Origin of the sequence: uncultured Corynebacterium sp., assembly GCF_902782855.1 — a bacterium.
In the GTDB taxonomy this organism is placed as follows: domain Bacteria; phylum Actinomycetota; class Actinomycetes; order Mycobacteriales; family Mycobacteriaceae; genus Corynebacterium.
Genome location: NZ_CACZOO010000149.1, coordinates 1 through 4,566 on the forward strand (window position 1 = coordinate 1; position 4,566 = coordinate 4,566).

At 68.1% G+C, this 4,566-nt stretch carries 2 protein-coding genes and 1 pseudogene; all 3 read left to right on the forward strand.

Features of this window, described 5'->3' with window-relative positions:
- On the forward strand, positions 1 to 2,590 hold a 2,590-nt coding region (gene pglZ / locus QZV72_RS07045), incomplete at its 5' end, for a BREX-2 system phosphatase PglZ (RefSeq protein WP_297006642.1).
- Between the two features lie 21 nt (positions 2,591 to 2,611).
- A complete protein-coding gene (gene brxD, locus QZV72_RS07050) occupies positions 2,612 to 3,934 on the forward strand; it encodes a BREX system ATP-binding protein BrxD (protein WP_297006643.1) in 1,323 nt (440 codons plus the stop codon).
- Between the two features lie 63 nt (positions 3,935 to 3,997).
- Positions 3,998 to 4,566: pseudogene (locus tag QZV72_RS07055) on the forward strand (hypothetical protein); the annotation flags it as partial.

Consider the following 4,566-nt stretch of genomic DNA (forward strand, 5'->3'; position numbering starts at 1 on the left):
CCGTGACCGGCTGCACCCCTACCACGACGTCCAGGTCGTGGACCCGACCCGCAGCCTGCTCAGTGCGTTCTCCGCGACGTCGGTGCTGCCCGGTGTCATCGTCCCGTCGGACATCCCGGACACCCTCGCCTTCCTCGACACGTCCGGGTCCGTCATCGTGCCCGCCCCGTCCGGACGCCTCTCCGCCGACCATCTCGCGGCACAGGTGCTGGTGTCAGGACTGGGGTGGGCGTCCGCCGGGATCGAGGTGACCGGCCAGTTCGGGCTGGCGGATGTGCTGCGCTGGTCCGCCACCTCCGACGCCGCCGAGCGCTGGACGCGCTTCCTCGCCGAGGTGCCCGCCGCCGTGCAGGAAACCGCCCTGGCCTGGTTGGGCCGTACCCTCGGTGCCGGTGCCGCCGCAGCCCTGCGCTACCTGCGACGCCACGGACCTGTCGACATGCTCGCCTGGGGGCTGGCGTGCGAGGTCCTCGCCGTCGATCCCACTGCGGATGCAGAGGAGGCTGCGGTCCGCCAGGCCGCGGCAATCGCCTTCAAGGTGACCACGAAGACCGGAACCCCGACCGCCGGGGAACTCACCGGATGGTCGATGGCTGCAGTGGCCGCCGCCGCTCAGGCCCCGGACTCCGCCGTCCGGACCGCCGAGCAGCTCGTCACCGCCGAGGACCAGTTGGACGCCGCCGCCCTGCTGCACCGCTCCTCGGTGTGCCCCGGTGGCTTCGCCGCCCGGATCGAGCGGCTGGCGGTCGCGCTGGAAGCCGTCGTAGGCACCGCATCCGGTTCCGGAGCTGCCACCGGTGCCACTGGTGCCACCGCGGCCGCCTATGCCGCACTGGACTACGCGAAGGCGCACCGCGAGGCGTCCTCCACAGGTGGTGCCGGGCGCAACCGGGACCTCGCCGGAGCAGAGGCCACGCTGCGACTGTGGCAGTTCCTCGGTTCTGCGGAGAACCCCGTTGCCGTGTCCGGGACCGTCGACGGTTCCGGGCTCGCCGGGTGGCTGCATCTGCAGCGCACCTCGCGCAGTTGGGCGGACCTGTGCGTCAACGCCGCCTGGCAGGGGCAGACCTCGCCCGCTCTGCAGCAGGTCACGCGGCGTATGGCCGAGTACGCCCGTACCTGGCTCGGCGAGGGTGACCGTGCCTTCGCCGCCGAGGCGTCCGTCGCCGGGGCGTCCCGTGCCCTCGCCGGTTCCGCGTTGCTGGTCGAGGATGTCCTCGACCGGATCGTGAAGCCGCTGCTGGTCACCGGGAAGGCGGTGAACCCTGTGCTGCTGCTCGTCCTCGACGGCATGTCCACCGCCGCGGCGAACCACCTGCTCGGGTCGGTCCGCTCGACCTACTACGGCCGCTGGCACGAGATGGCGACCGAGGACGAGGACCTCGCCACCGCCCTGGCGATCTACCCGACGGTCACCACGAAGTCGCGGGCGAGCCTGCTGTCGGGGCGTCCTGCCGTGGGTGGTCAGGATGTGGAGAACCGCGGATTCGCCGAGTGGTACGCCGGGGCGACGAAGGGGCTCTCCGGCGCCGGGACAGCGGCGCTGTTCCACAAGGGTGATCTCACCGGCGGTGCCGAGACCGACCGCACCGAGGAGACCGTAACCCACGCCGTGGAGAATGTCAGCGGTCATCCGCTGGTCGGCGCGGTGCTCAACACCATCGACGACGCCCTGGACAAGTCCGATCCCATCGACCGTCAGTGGTCGGTCGCGGACATCACGCACCTGCATGTCCTGTTGCAGGCCGCGGCCCGGGCGGGACGCACCGTGGTGCTGGTCTCCGACCACGGGCACATCGTCGACCGTGGCGTCGGCGGTAAGTCGTCCCGGGGCGGTAACAGTGCGCGGTGGCGGCATGCGGATGTCGACGTGCTCGAGCGCGGACATGTGGTGGACGGCGAGGTGGTGGTCGACGGCGACCGCGTCCTCACCGATGACCACCGTGCCGTGCTCGCCGTGGATGAGAATCTGCGCTACACCGCGCGCAAGGCCGGCTACCACGGTGGGCTGACGCTGGCCGAGGCGTCCATCCCGGTGATCGTGCTCAGTCAGGAGCCGGCACAGCTGGCCGCCCGGACGGCGGCGACGCTGCCGCTGGTGGAGCTGGACGATGATCTTCGGCATCCGGACTGGTGGGAGCTGCGGGCGGATTTCGCCGGCGTCGCTGCCTCCGCTGCTGCCGGGGTTCCGGGTGCTGCTGCCCCCGTCGCGGTCGAGCCGGAGCCGCAGGGCACGCTGTTCGACACGGGCGTGGATGTGGCGTCCCCCGCCACGACCACCACCGTGTTCGCCGGGCTGGAGTCCAATGACGGCTTCCGGCAGCGGGTGAAGGAGGCCCGCGTCATCAGGTTGGATGCCGCCGGTGTCGCCGATGTGCTGCGCACCATCGCGTCCCACAGCAACCGGATGACGAAGGCGGAGGTCGCGCCGCTGCTGGGGGTGTCCCGGATCCGTCAGGGTGGGGCGCTCACCGAGCTGAAGCGGATCATCAACGTCGACGGGGTCGCGGTCTTCGACCTCGACGGGCGGGATGTCACGCTGAACTCGGAGCTGCTGATCCAGCAGTTCGGTCTGAAGCGCGGAAGGTAAGAGAAGGTAGGCTCTGGTCTCATGGGCAGGCATTCCTCCGGCGCACTCTCCCCCGCGCGGCGTCGCAACATCCTCCAGGCGTTGCGCCGGGGCACGGTGCCCTCTGACGGACTCGACCAGCTCGCTGTCGGGTTGGACCATCTTGGGCCGGTCATCGACGACGAACTCTCGTCGGTGGCCGCGGGTGCGGGGATGTTCAAGGCGATCCGAGGTGAGTACGGGTCAGGTAAGACCTTCGCCTCCCGGTGGATCGAACAACGTGCGCTGGAGGCGGACTTCGCCGTCGCGGAGGTGCAGATCTCTGAGACGGACACTCCCCTGCACAAGCTAGAGACCGTGTACCGGCGCACCACCGAGGAGTTGCGGACCACCGCCTCCCCCACCCGGGCTTTCCGCGATGTGTTGGATGCCTGGCTCGCCACCGTGGACATGGACGCCGAGGCGGCAGGACGCGACCGCGACGAGCTCATCGAGGAGCGGTTGTCCTCGGTGGCGCAGGTCGCCCCGGTGTTTCCCCTGGCGCTGCGCGGCTACCTGCGTGCCGTCGAGGAGGACGAGGCGGAGATCGCCGACGGTCTCGCCGCGTGGCTCGGTGGGCAGGGCAATGTGAGTTCCACGGTGAAGCGGTACGCGGGAATCAAGGGTGAACTGGACAAGTTCACCGCCACGGGATTCCTGCGCGGGCTCATCGAGATCCTGCGTGGGGCGGGTCAGGCCGGGCTGCTGCTGGTGCTTGACGAGGTGGAGACACTGCAGCGGATGCGGACCGATACCAGGGAGAAGTCGCTCAATGCGCTGCGGCAGTGGTTGGATGAGATCTCCAATGACCGGTATCCGGGGCTGTACCTGCTGATCACCGGCACGACCGCGTTCTTCGAGGGTGGTCAGGGGATCAAGCGACTGCAGCCGTTGTACGACCGGCTACGGGTGGATTTCTCCGGGGATCCGCGATGGGACAATCCGCGGGCGGTGCAGATCCGTCTGCAGTCCTTCGACCACGCGCGCCTGGTGGAGGCCGGCTGCCGGGTGCGGGACCTGTTCATCGACGGGTTGGCTGCATCGGAGGCGGCGCGCGTGGGTGAGACGGTCTCTGACGAGTACGTCGCCTCGCTGGCTGATGCTGTGGCCGGTGAGCTGGGCGGACGCATCGGTGTGGCGCCGCGGATCTTCCTGCGTACCGTGGTCGATGTGCTCGACCGGGTCGAGCTGCACGCGGACTTCGATCCGCGGGTGCACTATGTGGTGAAGGTGGATGATGTCGAGAGCGGTCGCAGTGCCACTCCCAGGGAGGTCTCGGCAGGAGGCTCCGTCGCGCTGACGGATCCGGACGCGATCGAGCTCTGAGCAGTAGACCCCGGCGTTCCTGCCTGTCGCCGAAGGCGCCTGCCCGCCTATATGCTTTTCGCCATGGCGAAACGAGAACTGACCTCGCGTCAGAAAGATGTGCTGCAGTGGATCAGCGACGGCTGTCCCTCGATCGACTGGCCGGCGCAGCGGTACAAGCAGAGCGCCCGCATACTCGCCGGCTACGGTCTGGTGAAGATCACCGGTCACGGTGCATCCTGGAAGACAATCATCACTGAGCGTGGTCTTCGAGTACTGTCCGGCGATGAGGCTCTGGTCCCAGAAGGAAAGAAAAGCAGTTCCGGGTCACAAGAGCAGAATTCGTCCAGGAAATCAGCTCAACATCCTTCCCTTCCCACACCTCGGCGCCGCGTACTCGATGATCACAGCATCGCAGAAGCTGTCGCCGATCTCTATCACCGGCTGACCACTTCAGAATTTCGCATCGTCCGAGGTCTGCCACTGGACAGCAAGAATGATGAAGCCGCTGTCCCCGACTGGAAGTACATCGTCCAGAGGCTCCGCTCTTACTCTGCTGTACGGGACGGAAGCTGGCGGGTGAGCACTCGTACTCGCAACACCGGTCTCTGGTACCAATACCGGCGCGAGGTACTTGATGTGGCATTGATACC